The organism is Mucilaginibacter lacusdianchii (assembly GCF_009770985.1).
Lineage (GTDB): Bacteria > Bacteroidota > Bacteroidia > Sphingobacteriales > Sphingobacteriaceae > Mucilaginibacter > Mucilaginibacter lacusdianchii.
Genome location: NZ_WSRW01000002.1, coordinates 158,897 through 178,888, shown reverse-complemented (window position 1 = coordinate 178,888; position 19,992 = coordinate 158,897). Strand labels below are relative to the sequence as shown.

15 protein-coding genes are annotated in these 19,992 nt (G+C 39.8%); 12 read left to right on the top strand and 3 right to left on the bottom strand.

The window, feature by feature from the left end:
- The first annotated feature begins 38 nt into the window (after nucleotides 1-38).
- From GPM24_RS07790 to GPM24_RS07745, 10 genes are all read left to right on the top strand, one after another.
- Nucleotides 39-1,400, top strand: coding sequence for a lipopolysaccharide biosynthesis protein (locus tag GPM24_RS07790; protein ID WP_158826206.1), 1,362 nt, complete (start codon nucleotides 39-41; stop codon nucleotides 1,398-1,400).
- A complete protein-coding gene (locus GPM24_RS07785) occupies nucleotides 1,369-2,694 on the top strand; it encodes an O-antigen ligase family protein (RefSeq protein ID WP_158826205.1) in 1,326 nt (441 codons plus the stop codon). Before GPM24_RS07790 ends, GPM24_RS07785 begins: the two co-directional genes overlap by 32 nt.
- A complete protein-coding gene (locus GPM24_RS07780) occupies nucleotides 2,687-4,057 on the top strand; it encodes a glycosyltransferase family 4 protein (protein ID WP_158826204.1) in 1,371 nt (456 codons plus the stop codon). Before GPM24_RS07785 ends, GPM24_RS07780 begins: the two co-directional genes overlap by 8 nt.
- A gap of 9 nt (nucleotides 4,058-4,066) precedes the next feature.
- Entirely contained in the window at nucleotides 4,067-5,242 is a 1,176-nt protein-coding gene (locus GPM24_RS07775; RefSeq protein WP_158826203.1) for a glycosyltransferase family 4 protein, read from the top strand.
- Between the two features lie 70 nt (nucleotides 5,243-5,312).
- Entirely contained in the window at nucleotides 5,313-7,169 is a 1,857-nt protein-coding gene (gene asnB, locus GPM24_RS07770) for an asparagine synthase (glutamine-hydrolyzing) (RefSeq protein ID WP_158826202.1), read from the top strand.
- A 64-nt stretch (nucleotides 7,170-7,233) separates the two neighbouring features.
- The gene (locus GPM24_RS07765; RefSeq protein WP_158826201.1) at nucleotides 7,234-8,316 is read left to right on the top strand and encodes a glycosyltransferase; all 1,083 of its coding nucleotides are present in this window, start codon (nucleotides 7,234-7,236) and stop codon (nucleotides 8,314-8,316) included.
- A gap of 38 nt (nucleotides 8,317-8,354) precedes the next feature.
- Nucleotides 8,355-9,503 carry a glycosyltransferase family 4 protein gene (locus GPM24_RS07760; RefSeq protein WP_158826200.1) on the top strand — a complete coding sequence of 383 codons (1,149 nt, stop codon included), beginning with the start codon at nucleotides 8,355-8,357 and terminating at the stop codon, nucleotides 9,501-9,503.
- Nucleotides 9,504-9,634: 131 nt separating this feature from the next.
- Nucleotides 9,635-11,008: an exopolysaccharide biosynthesis polyprenyl glycosylphosphotransferase gene (locus GPM24_RS07755; protein WP_369409675.1), complete on the top strand. Its 1,374-nt coding sequence runs from the start codon at nucleotides 9,635-9,637 to the stop codon at nucleotides 11,006-11,008.
- A gap of 38 nt (nucleotides 11,009-11,046) precedes the next feature.
- Nucleotides 11,047-11,853 carry a polysaccharide biosynthesis/export family protein gene (locus GPM24_RS07750; RefSeq protein ID WP_158826198.1) on the top strand — a complete coding sequence of 269 codons (807 nt, stop codon included), beginning with the start codon at nucleotides 11,047-11,049 and terminating at the stop codon, nucleotides 11,851-11,853.
- A 23-nt stretch (nucleotides 11,854-11,876) separates the two neighbouring features.
- A complete protein-coding gene (locus tag GPM24_RS07745; protein ID WP_158826197.1) occupies nucleotides 11,877-14,228 on the top strand; it encodes a GumC family protein in 2,352 nt (783 codons plus the stop codon).
- A 235-nt stretch (nucleotides 14,229-14,463) separates the two neighbouring features.
- Here GPM24_RS07745 and GPM24_RS07740 read toward each other — a convergent pair whose 3' ends face one another.
- On the bottom strand, nucleotides 14,464-16,281 hold the full coding sequence (locus GPM24_RS07740; protein WP_158826196.1) for an AAA domain-containing protein: 1,818 nt from the start codon (nucleotides 16,279-16,281) through the stop codon (nucleotides 14,464-14,466).
- A gap of 143 nt (nucleotides 16,282-16,424) precedes the next feature.
- On the bottom strand, nucleotides 16,425-16,769 hold the full coding sequence (locus tag GPM24_RS07735) for a hypothetical protein (RefSeq protein WP_158826195.1): 345 nt from the start codon (nucleotides 16,767-16,769) through the stop codon (nucleotides 16,425-16,427).
- A 246-nt stretch (nucleotides 16,770-17,015) separates the two neighbouring features.
- Between GPM24_RS07735 and GPM24_RS07730 the strand changes: the two genes are divergently transcribed.
- Both GPM24_RS07730 and GPM24_RS07725 read left to right on the top strand, forming a co-directional pair.
- Complete coding sequence (locus tag GPM24_RS07730) at nucleotides 17,016-18,194, top strand: sensor histidine kinase (RefSeq protein WP_233268760.1); 1,179 nt, start codon at nucleotides 17,016-17,018, stop codon at nucleotides 18,192-18,194.
- Nucleotides 18,157-18,888 (top strand): LytR/AlgR family response regulator transcription factor, encoded by a 732-nt coding sequence (locus GPM24_RS07725; protein ID WP_158826194.1) that lies wholly within the window; start codon nucleotides 18,157-18,159, stop codon nucleotides 18,886-18,888. Before GPM24_RS07730 ends, GPM24_RS07725 begins: the two co-directional genes overlap by 38 nt.
- 145 nt (nucleotides 18,889-19,033) lie before the next feature.
- Here GPM24_RS07725 and GPM24_RS07720 read toward each other — a convergent pair whose 3' ends face one another.
- Nucleotides 19,034-19,855 (bottom strand): alpha/beta fold hydrolase, encoded by an 822-nt coding sequence (locus GPM24_RS07720; protein ID WP_158826193.1) that lies wholly within the window; start codon nucleotides 19,853-19,855, stop codon nucleotides 19,034-19,036.
- Nucleotides 19,856-19,992: the final 137 nt, after the last annotated feature.

The window sequence follows — 19,992 nt, the reverse complement described above, 5'->3', positions numbered from 1 at the left end:
CAGTTCAATTCAATTTTACACCATTTTTTACTATTTGCGTGATATTAGTTAACAAAATCTCCCGTAAGATACTGGGCGATAATGACAGAACCATCCGGGCTGGAAAAAACATATTGTATTCCTTTTTGATAAAAGGCTACTCGGTTGTTATTCAGTTTGCCTTAGTACCACTTACACTGCATTATCTTGATAAATTTCATTATGGTATATGGCTTACGCTGGCATCACTATTAGAGTGGTTCAACTTTTTTGATATCGGCATTGGTCATGGCCTCAGAAATAAGTTAGCCGAGGCGTTGGCACAAAATAATACTGCATTATGCAAAACCTATATCAGCACCGCTTATGCTTTTGTAGCTACCATATTTACAGGTTTCATAATTATTTTTTGCCTGATTAACCCTTTCTTACACTGGGCATCCATACTCAATACTTCTGCAAGCTTAGGAAGTGAGCTTCGGTCGTTAGTGTTATATGTGTTTATATTCTTCTGTTTAAGGTTTATTTTCAACCTAATCAGCGTAGTCATTTACGCTAATCAAAGTCCGGCATTAAACAATTTGATGGGACCGTTGGGCAGTACATTATCTTTTATTGCCATTTACATCTTAACCAAAACCACTACCGGCTCTTTGTTTTGGGCGGCTATGGTTTTAAGTGCTGCTCCGCTGATCATACTCATACTATTCAACTTGCTGTTGTTTAATACTAAATACAAGCATATTAAACCTGCCATTAAGCATGTAGATTTTAAATATGCTAAAGATTTGTTGGGCCTTGGGTTACAGTTTTTTGTGATTCAAATGTCTATACTGGTAGTATTTTCAACAGACAATATTATTCTTACCCAGCTTTTTGGCCCGGCGCAGGTTACGGTTTATAATATCGCCTTCAAGTATTTTACCATTGCACTGCTTATCAACAGCATCATTACTTATACCTTTTGGACACCCTTTACAGAGGCTTATGTGAAACGCGACTTTGACTGGATTCGAAAAACTCTGGCTAAGTTAGATACAATAGCATTGGTACTCATCATTGGCGTCTTCCTATCAACCTTAGTAGCCGATAAACTGGTTTATCTGTGGGTAGGCAATGCGGTTGTTATTCCGCTTTCCATGAAAATCGCGCTGGCCCTATACGTCATTATTAACCTGTCATCGGCGCCTTATAATATGTTTATCAATGGCTCCGGAAAGATAAGATTGCAGTTGTACATGGCCATCTTATCAATAATCACTACCATACCGTTGTCTTACCTTTTTTCTAAAACGCTGGGATTTGGGCCTTCGGGCGTAACCATTGCAATGGTTTTTACAGTATTACCCAATGCAATTTTGTGGAGAATACAATCAAATAAAATTTTAAATGGAACAGCTGCGAATGTTTGGAACAAGTAACCAGAAAATGCCTGTTACTGCCAAAGAGTACGGACTGATGTTCTTGTTATTAGCTACATCCGGAAATCCGTTTTTTACGCAGAACTTGCCCATTGTTATCACATTAGTTTCAGCTTTTTCATTGTATTATATATTAAGTCATTACAACCAAAAAATCTATCACCGCACGTTTTTAATTTTTGTGTTCTTTATGGGATATGAAGTGTTACATGCAATCATGTTTCATCTTGATTACTCCGTAACAATCGTCAAGTTGTTTCTGATAATGTTGTTTGGTTTTGCAGTGGTTAACACGCTTAAAAAGCGGTTTGTACCAGTGTTTATCCAAACTATGTATGTTATCAGTATTATCTCTTTTGTATTTACAGTACTGGTTTACATACCGGGACTTGGCAGAGCTTTATACAATATTGCTGAGCAGCTTTTTCCATTAAAAAAAGATTTTAAAAACTATTCAACGCCAACGCTTCTGTTATATACCTTTTTGCCTGAATTTTTTGACGGACGTTTTACTTATGCCCGTAACGCAGGTATATTTTGGGAAAGTGGTGCTTTTGCAGTGTATTTAAATGTGGTGCTATATCTGCATTATTATACTAAAACCATTGTAGGATACAAAGACCTGATCGATAAAAAATCAGTTGTGTTTGTCATCGCTATCCTCACTACTGCGTCAACTATGGGCTTCTTGTCTTTAATAGTTGTATTAACTGTTTACGCACTTCAGTTTAAATCAAACCTAAAGTATTTATTTGTGGTACTGGTGTTCCTCGCGTCGGCATTGGCGTTTAATAGCTTTGACTTTTTGGGTGCTAAAATTAGCGAGCAACTAGCCGTTAGCGGTGTAGACAATAACCGTTTTGGATCGGCTTTAATGGATTGGCATGACATTATGCAACGGCCAATTTTAGGTTGGAGCCGCCGGATAGAAGTATTGTTTGGCACTACGGTATCAAGTGCCCGCTCGCACAGGCCTAATGGTTTAACCAACTTTTTACGAAACTACGGTTTCTTGTATTTCACCGTTTACTTCTATTTGGTATATGCATCATTTAAAAGCATAGGTACCTATTACAAAATTAGCAGAGCTAGTATGGCAATCCTTGGTGTGTTGCTACTGTGGATTGTAAGCTTTTCGGAAATGATTTTTGATGAGGCTTTCTTCAAATCCCTGCTTTTTTTATATATGGTTTATTTGCCGGCATCGGTACCCACAGTAAGCTATGTAAGGCCGAAAGGAAGCATTACGCTTAAGCAACTTCAATCAGTTATAGGTCAAAACGCTCATGAATAACGCTAACGACATATTAATAGTAGATACAGACTTGCCCAAAGTAATGATAATTGGGCAAACCTTTACCACGGATACAGGTGGCGGTATAACCTTATCGAGCTTGTTTAAAAACTGGCCTAAAAATAAGCTGGCCGTAGCAGTTGAAAGCAAAGAAACACTCGATTTCAGCAAAGCATCAAATTATTATCGCTTGGGTTTTCAGGAGCAGGCTATGCCTTTCCCATTTTCCATGTTTCAGCGCAAAACTAAAAGCGGAAGGGTAACAGAAGCAGTTGTACAAGGGGCTGTTCATGTAAAAGAAACCACTACTTTAAAGGCAACGCTTAAGCGCAATTTAGATAACACATTGCATCACTTAGGGCTATTTTATTGGCTATACGGCAATCAAAAGTTAAGCAATGATTTTATCGATTGGTTTAATGATTTTAACCCCGATATTATCTATTATCAGCCCAACTCTTATAAATCTTTTGGCTTTGTTACGGCATTAAAAGGCATAACTAAAAAGCCACTGGTTATACATGTGATGGATGACTGGTTTACGTTTGCTGTTAAAAACAGTCCACTTAAAACCTATTGGGAGCGCAAGTTTGATCAAAAAGTGCGCTTGTTATTTTCACTGGCTCAAGTTCATTTGAGCATTTGCCAATATATGGCTGATGCCTATTTGCAAAGATATGGCTACCAATTTTATCCTTACCATAACTCGGTCGACCTGGATTTTTGGACACATACAAACCTCAAAATCAAAGTTGATGATAGTCCTTTTCGGCTTCTCTATGCTGGGCGGGTTGGATACGGTGTTGAAAACACATTGCAAAGCGTAGCAAATGCTGTTGAAACAATGGCATCTGAGGGTTTGCCTATACAGTTGGAAATTCAAACAAAAGACGCAAATCATCCGCTGATAGCCACGTTGCGAAAATTAGGGCATACCATCATCTCCGAAACTATACCCTACAAACAATTGCCTGACAAATTTGCTTCAGCCGATGCTTTACTTATTCCTTGTGATTTTGATGAAATGGGCTTGAAATTCATTAAATATTCTATGCCCACTAAAGTGAGTGAATATATGGCTGTAGGCACGCCGGTGTTTGTGGTCGGCCCGCCGCAAACTGCATTGGTTGAATACGCCAGACAAGGTTGGGCGCATATATGCACATCTATTGATGCTGTAGCAATTAAGAGTGCTTTGGCCGAATTGGTAAACTCACTGGATTTGAGAAACGGGCTTGTTAAAAGTGCTGGTGCCTTAGCCCGGCAAAATCACGATGAGAAAGAAATTATTAAACAGTTTAGATCGATGATGTATGCTGCAGCACACAATAGGCCGGTATCTGAAGTTTCCGTTAACGCTTAATTAAAAAGAATGAATAAACCGCTAAATATCGTGTTTTTCCCGCATTCGGCTAATTACGGATTGGCAGGTACTAACCGGCTGCAAAACATTATCTATCATTTAAAGCTCAACCACCCCGACATTGAGATAGCCAATATTGCACTTGAAGATGAGAGTAAACTACTGAGTAAGGAGCAGGCTGAATTGTATGTGCCTAAATATAAGGAGTTGTATTATGGGCCGTCTGTAAAGCAGTTTGTTAAGCACATTCCACAAACGTTTAGCTACCTCCGTAAATTTAAGGTGGCTGGGCGCAAAAATGTAATTTACTTTTATGGCGAGGTTGATATCAAGAATTTCTTTTTTGTATTGTGGGCAAAATCGTTAGGGTATAAAGTGGTCATTGATATTGTTGAGGACTTGGACACCTACACTCAATATAAGTCTTTCAAAAACCGCATCAAATATAAGTCCGCCGTTTTCTTTCGTCAAAGGCTAAATCTTTTCGCCGATGGATTTACAGCGGTGTCCAGGCATCTGGAACAAAAGATTAAGGGCTTATTTAAAAAAACGCCTGTTTTCTTTTTGCCGGTAACAATAAACAAATACTTACTGAACGCCATAGATCCGAATGCTGAAAATCAAGGCGCAACCACCATATTTTATAGCGGATCTTTCAATGAAAAAGACGGACTTGTATTCCTGTTGAAGGCATTACAAGGTGTAAAAGCTAAGGGCAAAGCATTTCGGTTTTTATTGTCGGGCAAAGGTTCTGACAAGGAGATGGAAAACTTTTGGACAAAAGTAAAACAGTATGACCTAGAACAAGAGATTAATTATTTAGGCTTCTTAACTCGTGCCAATTACATACAAATATTAACTACAGAAGCAGATATTTTATGCATGACCCGTATTAATTCGGCTTATGCCAATGCTGGGTTTCCATTTAAACTGGGCGAGTTTTTGGTTACCGGCAAGCCAGTAATTGCATCAAAAATTGCTGACGTAGAAAGCTACTTAACATTCGAAAGTGCCTGGTTGGTGGAACCGGAAAACGCTGATGATATATGTAAGGCCATTCTTGAAATAATGGATAACCCGCATATGGCTAAAAAGGTGGGAGAGAACGGACGTAAAGCAGCATTAAAATACTTTGATCACGCTAATTATGCTGACGCATTAGAACGATTTATCGAAACTGTTTGATGGTAGCAGTCAGGACGACCTTGAATTTAATAAGACAATAATAAAGAACAAAAAGAAAGAACAAATCAATATGTGTGGAATTGCAGGTTTATATCATTTTGATAGGCAAAGAAGTGTTGATGCAGCACGGCTGCAAAACATGTCGTCCGTAATTCACCACCGAGGGCCCGATGGCGAAGGCTTTTATATTAATGGAAATGTAGGTTTGGCACATCGCCGGTTGTCTATTATTGATCTGGCCTCCGGTCAGCAGCCCATGTACAATGATGATAAAGAGATAGCGCTGGTGTTTAACGGCGAGATTTATAATTATTTGGAAGTACAGCAGGAGTTGATTGCCTTAGGACACCGCTTTCATACTTCTTCAGATACCGAGGTAATTATTAGAGGGTATGAAGAATGGGGTACAAAGTGCCAGGAAAAATTCAACGGCATGTGGTCATTCGCCCTTTGGGATAACCGGCAACAGCTTTTGTTTATTTCGAGAGACCGGATGGGCGAGAAGCCGTTGTATTATGGCGTGATAAACAACACACTAGTATTTGGGTCGGAAATAAAAAGCTTTAAAGGTAATGGGTTGAGTTTGCAACCAGATACCGATATGCTGGAATTATATCTGTTTTTAGGCTACATTCCCGAGCCTCACACGTTTTATAAAAATATAAAAAAGCTAAGGGCGGGTCATTACTTACTAGTAAGCGGTCAAAATGTTCAGGAACTTAAATATTGGGATTTACCCGATATTAACGAGAACCATTTACTAAGCAATGCTGGTGAAGTGACAGAAGAATTCTCGCACCTTTTTACCAGTTCAGTTGATTTACGGATGCGTAGCGATGTGGCTTTCGGCGCTTTTTTAAGTGGCGGGCTCGATTCTTCAAGCATTGTGTCAGTGATGTCGGGCATTAGTAAAAAGCCGGTTGAAACCTTTACTATTGGCTTTAACGAAAAAAAGTTTGACGAACGCGATAAAGCCCGGCTAGTTGCCGATCGCTTCAAAACCAATCATCATGAGCATGTTATTGAAGTTGACACGCTGGAGGATGCGCTGAAAAAGATTCTGTTTCATTATGATGAACCCTTTGCCGATCCGGCGGCAATACCTACTGGTATTATTTCCAAATATGCCGGGCAAAATGTTAAAATGGTACTCACAGGCGATGGCGCAGACGAAGTACTGGCTGGCTATTCATCTTACCAAAGTGAAAAGATGGCAGGTGGTTACAATAGTTTGCCAGGTGTGATACGCAAATCGTTACCATTTTTACTGCAGCAGTTTTCACCGCTGTTCGCCGGTAATCTGCGCTATAAAATTAATCAGGGCGTGCGTGTGCTTAACGCTTATAACATGCCATTCCAAAATCGGCTTATCTCAAAATCGGTTAAAATTGCGCCCTCGGGTATGAAGGCACTTTTATGTGATAAGCATTTGCCCATTGAAGATTTTGTGCAAAATGCGATGAAAGATTGCCCTTTCACTGATCCTTTTTATCAATTGATGTACTATCATCTCAAGGTATCATTACCCGGACAAATGCTGGTTAAGGTTGATAGGATGAGTATGGCCTATTCGATAGAAACCAGAGCGCCGTTTTTAGACCACCGTATTGTAGAGCATATGTATAAGGTTGATAAAAAGGTAAAAGTGCCTGATATGAAATCGGTAAAGCAGGTGCTAAAGTCGGCCATGAAAAATAAGTTGCCGGATGAAATCATCAACCGGAAGAAAAAAGGCTTTGATGTCCCTCTACGTGAGTGGTTTAAAGACGATTCTTTGGGCAAAACGCTAGACGTCGATTTTGGCCAGTATGGCTTGAATCAACAATATATTAAAACATTAATATCCGAAAACAACGCCGGTAAAGCCGACCACGGAACGTTGATTTGGCGCTTACTAGTGTACAGCAACTGGATGAAGCAGTTCTAACAATGGAGTAAGCATAACAATAGACGGTTAAAAGTCAATGATCTAAATTTAATGGAACAAAGCTTTGGAAGATAAGAAGAACATAGTAGTATTTACCAATACCTTATTATCAGGTGGTGCGGAGAAGCAAGCATTGCTGTTGGCTTCTGCGCTGCATAAAACACACCGGGTGTTGCTGGTAATTTATCACGGGCAAAAGGTAGAGCAAAAGTTTTTGGACATCATTGTTCGTGAGCACCTGCATGTGGTTTACCTTTCTGGTAATGCTGTGGCAAAGACGTTGGCTTTTTACAAACTCTTAAGAAAATATAAAGTAGATATCATATTTTCTTACTTGCTTACTACTAACTTAATAGGTGCGTTAATAGGCAGATTGGCAGGTGTAAAATATCGGGTAGGCGGCATTCGCAATGCACAGCTTGATCCAAAAAAGTTACCTATACAGCGTTTTATAAACAACCATCTAAATACGCATACCATCTTCAATAATTACACAGGTCTTCAGTCACTTAAAACCAAAGGCTTTAATGATAAAAATGCTGTAGTTATATCAAACGGATTTGAGCTGAACGGCGATGTTTTGACTAGGGCAGATAAGAAACCCATTAATATTATTACGGTAGGCAGGTTTGTACAGCAAAAAGGGTACTTTATTGCATTGGAAGTTATGCGTGCTCTACAACAGGCAGGCGAGAACTTCAACTATACCATTATCGGATATGGCGAGTTGGAATCGCAAATCCATGCAGAAATCATTGCCTTACAGTTGCAGGATTGTGTGCAAGTGGTCATCAATCCCACTAACATCAACGCTTATTACGAATCGGCTGATATTTACTTATGTACCTCCTTCTTTGAAGGACTATCTAATACCGTTATGGAGGCACTGAGTTTTAGCTTACCGGTAGTGGCAAGCAACGTGGGCGACAATAATCTTTTGGTAGAACACGGGCGAAATGGATTTATTGTTCAGGATATGGAATACAAATCGTTTATCGAACCGATAAAACTGCTCATAAATTCATCAAAAGTGAGAAATATTATGGGACACGAAAGCTTTAAAATAATTAGGGATATTTACGGTATGGAAGCTTTTGAAAAAAAATACCTCGATTTTATACAAAGGTGTGATATGCAATTAGCTTGATGTTGCGAATGCAACCTAGGCTTATTAACTAAACAAAAGTGAAACCAAAAGTAATAATATACGGGGTAAACTATTATCCACCCAAAGGCGGTACCAGCCGTGTTGTGGAAAATCTAATTATCCAACTCAAAGATCGTTATGATATAACGATATATTGCTATAAAAATGCTCTTGCCAAACAGCATATTGAAGGCGTGAATGTGGTGCAGTTTACGCCGATCGCACCGGGCAGTTTAGGTTCTTTAATCTATTTTTTTATGTCGGCCATACACATCCTTTTGTTTGGAAAGGCCGACCTTATTAATGCGCATAAAACCGATTGTGCCCTGTTTATTCCATTGTTGCGCTTGCGGTTTAAAGTAATGGCCACATCTCATGAAGCGCCATACAAACGCGATAAATGGAATTTTATACAAAAAATGTACTTCAAAGCTGCTGAATATATATTTATTCAGGTATCAAATGTTTGCACTTGTATATCAGAACCGTTAACCCACTATTATCAGCAGAAGTATCATAAAGACGTTTACTTTATTCCAAATGGTATTAATCCGGTGCAGCCTGGCGACTATGATTTTGCTGCTGCCCAAGCTTTTATACCTGCGGGTGCTTCTCTGCACCAGCCATTCATACTATTTTCAGCAAGGCGCCTTATGGCTACCAAAGGTTGCCATACCATGCTTAAAGCGTTGAATGCTTTAAACTACACCGGACAAATATTTATTTCGGGCGAACTGAATGAAAACTCTTCTTATTTAAAGCAATTGAAACAGCTGGCCGGCAATTTAAACGTGTTTTTTATAGGATACGTAGAGCCGCTGCCTGCATTGCTGGCCCTCATTCACTCTTCCAGCCTTTTTATTTTCCCTTCCGAAACGGAAGGTATGTCAATCATGCTGTTGGAAGTGGCGTCAGTAGGCAAGCCTATTATAGCCAGTGATATACCCGAAAACACACAAATATTTTCAGATAAAGAAGTGCTGTACTTCCAAAATCAGGATGTGCCGGACTTGGCTCAAAAAATAAAATATGCTTTGGCCAACCCTGATGCCATGAAAAACTTTGGCAGGCTTGCTAAGCAAAAAGTGTACGCAAATTATTTATGGAAAACCATCGCTAACAGATATGATGATTTATTCTTAAACGCTATAAACAATACAAATATGATTAAGCAAAATATTAATTAAATAAATAAGTAATGTGTAAATTAGTTAAACCAAATAAATACAACCATACGCGAGGCATCCTTTTCTTTTCGGGAAAGTAGTTTCCCTTTTGCCGTCTACCTATTACTTCTTAAATAACTATCATTTAGCTTATGAGAATGAGAAACATTATTCTTTGTTTTCTATTGCTGGACCTCGCTATAATCAGTTGTTTGATGCTGCTTGTGTCGGGACTGCATTATGATGACGGGCCTGGCAATTACTTTCCGGCAATAAGAAGCTTGCTGATTCAGTTTAACATAGGCTGGATTATTACAACGCTGATTTTTATTGACGATATGCGCAACCTGAAATTAGGTTTGTCCAGCGCTTTTAACACGCAGATTAAAAAGATAGTTGTATTCGTCTCTATCGTTTCTGTCGCTATAATCAGTGTTAAAATCAATGATTTTTCGCGCACGGTTTTTTTCGGAACCGTAGGGTTGTTCATCCTGGTTAAAATGATGATATCCTTATGGGTATATTATTACTATACCATGCGCGATCATGTGACCCCAAGGCCAACGGTGATTATAGGAAACACCAAAATTGGGAATGAACTTTTCAGATACTTTTCAAAATACGCATATCTGGAATTAAGCCCCATAGGCATATTGGATGACAAAACTGTGCCAAATCCAAACAACAAAGTAATTGGTAATATTGCTGAGTTTACGAAGCTTTATGAAGAGCAACCGTTTTTGGATGTGATTATCACCTTGCCCTTAAACGAAATCAACAGCATCGAAGAAATCATTTTTACCGCAGAGAAAAATGGTATCCGGGCACATATAATACCTAATTATTACGGCATCATCAATCGGTCATTTAAGGTGAAAACCTTCGGTGCCATCCAAATGCTCGATTTGAGATGTGTTCCTTTAGACGGATACACCAATCGGTTTTGGAAACGTGCATTTGACCTTCTATTTGGGCTTTTTCTGTTGGTCATGCTCTCTCCCTTGCTGCTGTTTATAGCAATATTAATTAAGCTGGATAGTAAAGGGCCTGTATTTTACAAACCCATGCGGTTGGGTATAAATGGTGTGCCTTTCAAAGTTTTCAAATTCCGATCCATGTACAACGATGACGATTCTGCTGGCGGAACAAGATCGACAGTACTGAATGATAGCCGCATCACCAAACTGGGTAAGTATTTAAGAAAGTATAATTTAGATGAATTGCCCCAACTGCTTAATGTCATCAACAACGAAATGTCGTTAGTAGGTCCACGGCCGCACCGCTTGCACTTAAACATGACACTTAAGCAAAAGATGAACAGTTACATGGTACGTCACTGGGTGAAGCCTGGTATAACCGGCTGGGCTCAAGTGAACGGATGGAGAGGACCTACAGAAAATAAACTGCAATACCGTGCCCGTACACTTCATGATTTGTGGTACCTCGAAAATTGGAATTTCTGGATTGATATATACATCATCATACTTACTGTATTCGGCAAAAAAACCAATAAAAACGCTTTTTAGATACTAACTACGCTATACCATACTAACTACATCTTATTATGAATAAAAATTATCACTTACCTTTTCTCTCTAATTTCATTTTTCTTCTGGCAATTGCTGTTGTGCTTTTCTCATCATGCCGTTCGCATAAAGACCTGATGTATCTGCGCGACGTAAACGGACGCGAAACCTTAAGCGGGTTGCCAAGAGCACAAACTATGTATAGAATTAAGCCCAAGGATAACTTATACATCAGCATAGTTACTGCTAACCCCGATCTGAACAAGGTATATAACCCACCGCAAACCGGAACCAATACATCTGAAAATAATCAGTTTGAAGGAATGGCAGGGCAGTTTATTAATGGTAACGAAGTTGACGCTGCTGGTAATGTAACCCTACCTATTATTGGTAAAGTAAACTTGGAAGGTAAAACGTTACCCGAAGCCCAACAGGAAATTGAAACTAAAGCAAACACTTTTGTAAAGCAGCCTACCGTAAAAGTGCGTTTACTCAACTTTAAAGTGACCGTTTTAGGCGAAGTGAAAAATCCGGGTGTGTATACCAATTACAACTATGATTTTACAGCGCTTGAGGCTATCGGAATGGCTAATGGGAATACTGAGTTTGCGGCGCTGAACAATGTGCTAGTGTTGAGGCCGTCGCCTAAGGGGAGCCAAACTTACATTTTAAATTTCAATACAAAGGCAGTATTAGGCTCAGAAGGGTATTACTTGCAGCCTAACGACGTAATAGTTATTCAACCCGCCAAGACCAAGAATTCGCAGTTCCGCATTTCAACTGCATCACTGGTTTTAGGAACAATAAGCTCTATACTGCTTCTTTTAAATTTCTTGAAAGACTAACTAAATCCCGAAGCAACATCACCATGAAAAGAATTAGAAATAATATTCGAACTGTAAACGAACCATCGGGTATAAACGTCCAGCAATTGCGTGTTGCTATTTACAATAATCGCATTTGGTTTATAGTATTTGGCGTACTCGGCATTTTGGCTGCCATACTTTATAATGTAGTATCTCATCAAAAGTACAAGGTGGGAATGACGGTTTTGGTTAAACAAGATAATACCCAAGGTACTTTAAGTGCACTTTACAAACAATTAGGCGTTCCTCAAAACATAAATGTACAAAATCAGGTAGGCGTTTTAAGTTCATTCACCGTCAATTTGCAAACGCTGCAGAATCTTAATTGGAAATATTCGTGGGCTTTAGACGGTGTATTAACCAAAAAAGATTTGTATAAGAATGCGCCACTAGCAATTACTTATTTGCCTAATGTTGAACAAACGTTAGATGTACCACTGCACATTAAAATATTAGATGCACAGCGATACGTAGTAAAAGCAAGCACAACTAGGGAGATTGATGGTATAAAAAGGGATATTGATTTTGAGGAAACCGGTACGTTTGGCAAGCCCTTTAAAAATTCTTACTTCGCTTTTACACTAAATAAAATACCAAACCATATTATTGAAAAAGACGACCAGTTTGTACTGACTTTTAACGACTTGGTATTAATGGCCAAAGATTATCAGGAAAAGTTGAAAGTTACAATGAACGATGCCGAAGCGAACCTGATTAGTGTTGAATTAAAAAGCCCGCACTTGGACAGGGCAATTGATTATTTAAATGAATTGGGCAATGTTTATATTCAATTTGGCCTGGCCGAAAAAAACAGGTTGGCTAATAACACTGTAGAGTTTATTGACAAGCAATTAGCAGGCGTGTCAGATTCTTTGCAGGTGGCCAGTAATAATGTTACCAGTTACCGCTCCAACAATAATATTGTTGACGTTGATCAACAGTCTACATCCATTATTGAAAACATGAGCAAACTGGAAAGTGACGAGGCTACCGCACGTATGAAGGTAGATTATTTCAGAAGTCTTAAAAGATATATCAACAACTCGGGCGCTTTACGAAATTTGGTTGCGCCGTCTGTTGTTGGTGTCACAGATCCGTCGTTGAATGCACTGGTAATCCAATTAAGTGATTTGTTCAGGCAGCGTGAAGTCTTGTCAAACACCGCACAGGAGGGAAGCCCGCAATTAGTTTCGTTAAATAGCGAAATTGCTTATACCCAACGCAGTTTGTCTGAAAACATTAACAATTTATTGGGTAATGCACAGCTTGAGTTAAATAACCTGCAGCAGCAACGTCAAAACATGGGGGCTCAGAGATCTGTTTTGCCTAAAAAGGAACAAAATTTAACAAACATAAAGCGTAATTTTGATCTTAAAAACGAGCTTTACACCTTCCTTTTGCAAAAGCGTTCAGAAGCTCAAATTGCTCATGCCTCACGTGACCCGGACGCACAAATATTGGATAAAGCTAGTTTGGGTACTGCTAACCTTGTTGGATTTAATCGTTACGTGAACTTAATTATTGGTTTTATTTTGGGCTTGTTATTGCCACTGGCTTTCTTGACCAGCAAAACGTTTTTCCAGAAAAATCTAGTTCACGTATCAGATGTTAGTACACAATTGAAGCTTCCTATTTTAAGCAATATACTTTACAACAAGTTTAATGATGAGTTACCGGTGCTGACTTACCCAAGTTCTGATATCACAGAGTCTTTTAGAGGATTACGAATAAATATTCAATATCTGCTACAAAATTCAATGTCAAAAGTGGTTGCTGTTCATTCATCAATAGCAGGTGAGGGCAAAACATTTGTGTCTGCCAACCTTGCTGCAATTTTAGCCATTACAAACAAAACCGTTCTACTGGTTGATGCCGACATGCGTAAGCCGCGAACGCACATCCTGTTTAAAATTAGTAACGAGGTAGGTTTGTCTAATTATCTGCAGGGCGAAGCCGGCTTTACCAGTGTGGTACAGCCAACCACTGTTAGCGGATTGAGTGTAGTATGCGCCGGTCCGAAACCGCAGTTTCCGTCTGAATTATTGAATACTAAATATTTGGAAAGCTTTATCACTGAAGCTAAAAAGCATTACGAATACGTCATCATTAACAATCCACCGGTAAACATTGTAAACGATGGCCTGATGGTAGCGCCTTTTGCAGATATCAACATGTTCTTACTACGCATTAAAAGCAGTACCAGAAACGAATTGCTTTATGTAAACAACATGGCACAGGAAGGGCTTATAAAAAATATGGCTGTAGTGCTAAATAATGTAACCAATGAGAGTATTGGCTTGTATGGCAAAAACAGTGGCGGTTACTATAGTGATAACCGGATGCTGACAACGTAAGCCTAAATGTGAATAGTACATAAATATACCACTTTAAGTACAATTAAAACGTAATTAACTTAAAGCGACATAAAAAGAAAAGCCATTTTCAGATTAGAAGATGGCTTTTCTTTTTATGTTGCTTAATCACTCGATTTATTCGCTGTGAGTACAATTGAGTCAACTATAAATGCGATTATTTTGATAAGCAATATTGAATTATTAGGAAAGAGTGAAGTAAACGGCAAAAATAACTTCAATATTCCCATACACTTTCGTAACCATCCATACGCTCTGCGTAACTAATCAGTTCCGCATAAAATGGCGTTTGCGCCAGGGTTGCACTATCACCAACCAAAACTAGTTTGTATTTGGCCCTCGTCATGGCCACATTCATTCGCCGGTAGTCAGATAAAAAACCGATGGTGCCGTCAATATTGCTTCGGGTGAGTGAGATATAAATCACATCACGTTCCTGGCCCTGAAAACCATCTACGGTATTTACTTCGACAGGTGTTCCAAGTAATAATTCTTTCAACGTGTTAACCTGTTCTTTATAAGGCGCAATAACGGCAACGCTAACACCCGCGTAGTTCATTGCGGCAATGTGCCGGGCAACAAAAGCAGCTTCCTCGGGGTTGGTGGTGCTGGTTCCTTCAGCCTGTTCTTCAAAACCCGCTCCGGCAGTATCTATAAACAAAAATGGTTTATCTCCAGGAGCCAATACACGATCCGCCACTGACGCGTGTGCAGTAAGTTTGTTTTGATAAAATTTTTCCGAAGAAAATCCCATGATTGACGTATTCATGCGGTATTGTTCTTCCAATAACGTTACCGCATCTGGGTGCAGTATAGTACATTTTTCGAGCAGGGTAGTTGTTAATTCACTGGGAAACGATTTAACCGTTGGCGGCAATTGGAGATGATCACCGGCAAGAATGATACGCTGTGCCTTTAAGATTGGTATCCAGGCAGCCGGTTCTAGAGCCTGTCCGGCCTCATCCATAACCACGGTATCAAATTTAAGCTTTTTAATAGAGTAATGGTCCGACCCTACAAGCGTAGCGGTAATGATCTGCGCTTTGCTAATTACATCATCACTCACAAACTCTTCAATCGCAGTTACATCGCGCATAATGCGGTGTGCTTCGTTAAATAGCGCCTTGCGTTGGTCTCGTTCAGCTTTGCCAAAACTGCGTTTATACTTGTGCGCCATGTTTTTGTACTCGGCAGCTGCCTTTTTTAGCTTTTTCACTTCTTTCATCTGGTCATGCGCTGCTATGCGGCTGTCCAGTGTCAGTGTTTGAAGGCGCTCGGTTACCCGAACCGGGTTGCCAATGCGCAGCACATTCAGCCCGGTTTGGGATAGCTTTTCGCTCAACAAGTCAACCGCCGTGTTGCTGGGAGCAACTACCAGTATCTGCTTTTCATTACGTTCAATTAAAGCACGGATGGCAGCTACTAAAGTGGTTGTTTTACCAGTACCGGGTGGGCCATGCACAATAGCCAAGTCATGTGCGCTCAATATACTGCTTACAGCCGCCGCCTGCGACGCATTTAAAGCAGGATTACGGTAGGTAGTAGGCACAAATTGAGGACTTTCATGTCCAGTCAATACACGAACAATTCGGGAGTCGGTTTTGTCTGCTTGTTTGAGCGCGTTCCGCATCTCGTCATAACTGTAGGCATCAAACAGTAGGTCAATACCCAGCTTACCGTCGCCAGCCCAGTCTGGTAGCTCTTCGGTCGTCAACGTTACCCTCATGCGGTCTGCGCCCAAATAGCTAACTGTTCCGTTAACCCGGTTATTTTGATCGTGGTTGGAAAACAAAGATACTGAGCTGCCAAACCGTATCTGATGCGATAGTTCTTTATAAGTGGTGCGTTCAACCTCAACACTAATGTAATCTCCGCGTACGGGCTCGGTGCCACGAATGGCGATAGGGTACCAGCATAAGCCTAAAGCCCGGCGTTGAGCGGTTCCTGTACCTGCGGTTAACCCAGCAAATGAAGCTTCATCGGCCGTACGCTCCGCAGCAAGTAAAGTTAAAAGATCCTGGAAATAGCTGCTCATGGGCAGCAAATGTAGGATAATTGAACTTCAATAAATACTTTCTACATCTTTCCATGTGTAATTGATTACATGATAATACTCACGAATGTGGGTGCTTGCCAAGCTAGTTGTATTCCAAACGCTGTTAGCTTAGGTAATTTCATTTATCGCTGTTTGCCTTTAAGGTTAATGGCTACCCAGCTTTTGTTGTATACAGCTTGCTTTTCTAAATTCCACGCAAGTAATGCAGAGTCTAAACCTTTCTTAAGGCAACGGAGTGTTTTAATGCGATTGATATTTACTTTTTGATCCCGTATTTCTTCTTGATAGATAAGGGAATTCTCTGCGTTATAAAACTGGACCGTTGTGACGTTCTTTGTGTTTTTATTGCTTACCAATACCCAGTAACCATCTGGTGATAAACATTCAGTTCTGCTTTGTGCATTAACTTGAGGGGCAAAAGCGCTAATTAATAATAACGCAATTGTAGTCATAAAAAGATTTTTCATATTTAACGAGTTAATTTGTTGATTATAAATAAACTATACATCAAATATAAGTTCTGCTAACGCATCAATTTTGGAAAGTAGACTGGTGGCTGTTTCATGGTGTCATAATATTAATTAACACACATGAAGTCTTTTTATCGTCGATGAAATGCTTTTGTACCCTAAAAAGAGTTGTTGAGCTAATAAGCATACTTGTGCTGTGCTTTTGTTAGAAACAATTGTATCTTTAAAGTAAGTAGCTTGGTTATGAATGCTTTACCTTTCGTGTTTTCCAATCAAACCAAATGGCGAATTGTTAGGCATTGCGTATTTTGGTTATCGTGGTTTCTGTTTCAGGCGGTGCTGTATTCCTTTTCGCCTTCGCCGGTATTGCAACAGCAAAGTTTTTTAGCACGCCTAAGCATGACTAGCCCCGAGAGTCTTGCTTATTTAATGCCGCATCAGTTTTTGGCTTATACACTGATGTATTGGGTAATACCCCGCTTTGTGTTAAAAGGGCAGTATGGCATAGCAACTTTTGTGTCTGCCATTCTGTTTCTGGTTACGGCTATATTGTCGGCCATTATTACGCTTACGTTAATAGAGTATATGCGAAAGGCATCAGGCGTTCCATCAATTAATGCTGAGTCGCCTCTATATATTCAGCTCTGTATTTCTGTTATGGCTGGTCTCAGAGGGGGGATAACTATCGGCGGATTAGCTGCAGCTATTAAGCTGATGAAATGCTTTTATGAGAAAGAGCAGGCTGCGCTGATTTTAGAGCGGGAAAAAGTAAGTGCAGAATTACAGATGCTAAAGGCCCAAATACACCCTCATTTTCTTTTCAATACATTGAACAACATATTTAGTTATACACAGGAGGTATCGGTCACTGCATCAAACATGATATTCGGACTATCTGAATTGCTGCGCTATATGCTTTACGAGTGTAATCAGCCATTTGTGTCGCTCGACAAGGAGTTGAAAATGTTGGCTGATTACATAGCGCTGGAAAAAGCCCGTTATGATAAGCACCTCGATCTGTCTGTAAATATGCCAAAGCCGCCAACTAACTTAAAAATTGCTCCATTATTGCTGCTTCCGCTAATTGAAAATTGTTTTAAACATGGCGCCAGTAAAATGATAAGCGATCCGTGGATTAGCATGGACATGACTTTGAACGGAGCTGTGTTATCTTTAAGGCTAATTAATGGCAAAGCCCCGGGCATAAAAGAAGCCCATGCCGGTATAGGTACCGCAAACACACAAAAAAGATTAGATCTAATTTATGCCGGTAAATATGAATTTAAGGTGCTTAATGAAGTAGACATGTACGTAGTTAACTTGAAACTTTCGCTTGATTATGTACCACCTGCTGATCTAGCTACCTCAAAACCAAACCCATATCATGAAAGCAGAAAAGATATTCAATTGTCTGATCGTTGACGATGAACCGCCTGCGCGGGAAATATTGAAGCGGTACATCAGGCAAATACCTATGCTTAACTTAATTGATGAATGCAACAATGCCCTGCAAGCACTGGCCGTACTACAATCACATGCCATTGACCTTTTGTTTTTAGATATACACATGCCACAGGTAAGTGGTCTGGAGCTAATTAAAACACTAAAGGCACCTCCTAAAATTGTGCTTACCACGGCTTTTGAGCAATACGCATTGCAGGGTTTTGAACTTGATGTAGCTGACTATTTACTAAAGCCAATACAATTTGACCGATTTTTAAAAGCCGTTATGAAAGCATTGCCAAAAGAGGTTGTGCAAGACCAAGTAAGTGAAAGGCCGGTTGAACCATTATCAAACCAAGCTTTCCTTTACTTTAGGGCCGACCGGAAGATGGTTAAGGTTTTAATAAAAGACATCCAGTACATTGAAAGCCTTAAAGATTATGTAAAAATCATTACAGAAAAAGGCACCATTATTACCAAATACTCTATTGCGGCATTAGCGGTAATGCTGCCTGAAGAATCGTTTATACGAACACATCGCTCGTTTATCGTTGCTATTGACAAAATAACTTCATTCACTAACGAATCGCTCGAGATTCAGCAATATCAAATCCCGGTTAGTAAGTTGTACCGGCAACTAGTGCTAAAAAGTCTGAATGTGTTCCCACATTAAAATCTCTTGAGAAAAACTTCGTTTAGAATTCTGCATACTGGTAAAACCATAGGTACTTTCTAACTAACTGCGGTTTGATACAAAAAAAGCTGCCAACATCTCCGTTGGTAGCTTTTTAGTGTTTATATCTTAAACGATATACAGATCAGGATTGAATGAAAGCTAAAAGATCTTTGTTGATGGTTGCCGCTTCCGTTGTTGGCATTCCGTGCGGAAAGCCCGGGTATGAAATCAGTTTTCCATTTTTAACCAGTTGGGCTGCTTTGGCGCCGGTAATTTCAAAAGGTACAATCTGGTCATCTTCGCCATGTAAAACTAGTACTGGTATCTCAATACTTTTTAAATCTTCCGTAAAATCTGTTTCCGAAAAAGCTTTTATACAATCATAGTGCGCCTTGATGCCACCCATCATACCCTGGCGCCACCAGTTGTCACGAACACCTTGCGATACTTTTGCACCTTCACGATTATAACCGTAAAAAGGCAGCGTAAAATCCTGAAAGTATTGTGTTCTTTGCGTTGCCGTCATTTCACGAATTTCATCAAATACGGACAAAGGCACACCGTTGGGGTTGTTTTCATTTTGAACCATGATAGGGGTAACAGCGCTAATAAGTACCGCTTTCGCAACACGGCCTTTACCATACTTGGCCACATAGCGTATTACCTCACCGCCTCCGGTAGAATGGCCTACATGGATAGCGTCTTTAAGGTTCAGGTGTTCAACCAGTTCTGCAACATCGGCCGCATAAGTTTCCATGTCATTGCCGGTTGCTGTTTGGGTTGATCTGCCATGGCCTCTGCGGTCGTGGGCAATTACCCGGTAACCTTTTTCTACAAAAAACATCATCTGTGAATCCCAGTCATCACTTGATAAAGGCCATCCATGATGGAAAACAATTGGCTGACCTGTTCCCCAGTCTTTGTAATAAATTTCGGTTCCGTCTTTTACTGTAATTTTGCTCATGATATGTGTTGTTTAGTTTGTTAATGCAAAGAAACTTTAGTTACGTCAACTCAGAGTTAATGTACATTAAGAAATGTTACATCCTTAATTATCTGCAGCAAGCCCAACTGTAAGGAACCAATGACATCATACCAACT

Coding starts and splice junctions, on each gene's coding strand:
- GPM24_RS07785 (WP_158826205.1), top strand. CDS start 1,369: ATGGAACAGCTGCGAATGTTTGGAACAAGTAACCAGAAAATGCCTGTT.
- GPM24_RS07780 (WP_158826204.1), top strand. CDS start 2,687: ATGAATAACGCTAACGACATATTAATAGTAGATACAGACTTGCCCAAA.
- GPM24_RS07775 (WP_158826203.1), top strand. CDS start 4,067: ATGAATAAACCGCTAAATATCGTGTTTTTCCCGCATTCGGCTAATTAC.
- asnB (WP_158826202.1), top strand. CDS start 5,313: ATGTGTGGAATTGCAGGTTTATATCATTTTGATAGGCAAAGAAGTGTT.
- GPM24_RS07755 (WP_369409675.1), top strand. CDS start 9,635: ATGAGAATGAGAAACATTATTCTTTGTTTTCTATTGCTGGACCTCGCT.
- GPM24_RS07750 (WP_158826198.1), top strand. CDS start 11,047: ATGAATAAAAATTATCACTTACCTTTTCTCTCTAATTTCATTTTTCTT.
- GPM24_RS07745 (WP_158826197.1), top strand. CDS start 11,877: ATGAAAAGAATTAGAAATAATATTCGAACTGTAAACGAACCATCGGGT.
- GPM24_RS07740 (WP_158826196.1), bottom strand. CDS start 16,281: ATGAGCAGCTATTTCCAGGATCTTTTAACTTTACTTGCTGCGGAGCGT.
- GPM24_RS07735 (WP_158826195.1), bottom strand. CDS start 16,769: ATGAAAAATCTTTTTATGACTACAATTGCGTTATTATTAATTAGCGCT.
- GPM24_RS07730 (WP_233268760.1), top strand. CDS start 17,016: ATGAATGCTTTACCTTTCGTGTTTTCCAATCAAACCAAATGGCGAATT.
- GPM24_RS07725 (WP_158826194.1), top strand. CDS start 18,157: ATGAAAGCAGAAAAGATATTCAATTGTCTGATCGTTGACGATGAACCG.
- GPM24_RS07720 (WP_158826193.1), bottom strand. CDS start 19,855: ATGAGCAAAATTACAGTAAAAGACGGAACCGAAATTTATTACAAAGAC.